Raw genomic sequence first — 815 nt, 5'->3', positions numbered from 1 at the left:
GGATGAATGTCGGTAAACCGGACCTTCTGCTTGACGCTGTCCATGCCACCGAGCGCGCCACCGAGATGGCTTTGCCACGACAGGCCAGGGTAGAGCGGCATTAGGCCGAACAGCATGGTCAGCCCGTAGCTGCCTGCGACGAACAGCGCCACCAGCATCGAGAGGATGTGTCGCGTGTAGTAGCCCCGCGCGACCAGGTAGCCCGCGTATCCGAACACGAGACCGCGCGCGCCGATATGCACCGTGTAGGGCGCGCCGAGCAGCCACGCGCACAATCCAGCACCAAGCATCGCAACGATTGTCGCCTGCCAGAAGTTCGCGATGCGAGGCCAGGTGCACAGCCAGCCCAAGATGAGCAGTCCACCAGTGTTGGCTACCAGGTGCATCATGCTTGCGTGCAACCAAGGGGCGAACAGGATGCCCTGCAGCCCGCCAAGCGTGCGCGGCACCACGCCGTGCTGGTTCAGATGCAGGAATGGTAGCGCAGCGGACAGGAAAAAAACTAACCAGATGGAGCCAACAAAGGCGGCCAGAAGGAGACCACGTGCCTTGAGTTGCACGAAGAGCGAGTCGGAAGTCGTGACAGAGAGCCGGGTTGAGTCTTGCGGCATTGCCAGTTACTCCGTACTCGGCTTGATATCGATTGTCATGGACGCGATGACGTGCGCGCTGTTGCTTTTGCGCTGCCGCGGTTCCCCCGGAGACCTATCTGACGGTGCGTAACGGGCGCAGCTGCGGATAATGACTCGAGGCAGAAGTTAATGAACGCGTCGACTTTCGCAGCACGATGGCGCCGGGACGGAAAGAGCGCATAT

General features: G+C 61.1%; 1 protein-coding gene. It reads right to left on the bottom strand.

Going from position 1 to position 815, the window contains the following annotated elements; translation table 11 throughout:
- Positions 1-611: rhomboid family intramembrane serine protease (locus tag P0D73_RS46550; RefSeq protein ID WP_408436482.1), on the bottom strand; the 611-nt coding region annotated here is incomplete at its 3' end.
- Positions 612-815: the final 204 nt, after the last annotated feature.

The sequence above is a fragment of the Paraburkholderia sp. RL18-101-BIB-B genome (assembly GCF_046026985.1).
Taxonomy (GTDB): Bacteria; Pseudomonadota; Gammaproteobacteria; order Burkholderiales; family Burkholderiaceae; genus Paraburkholderia.
Note: the sequence above shows the minus strand (reverse complement) of the source record. Positions and strands in the feature narration are given on the sequence as shown.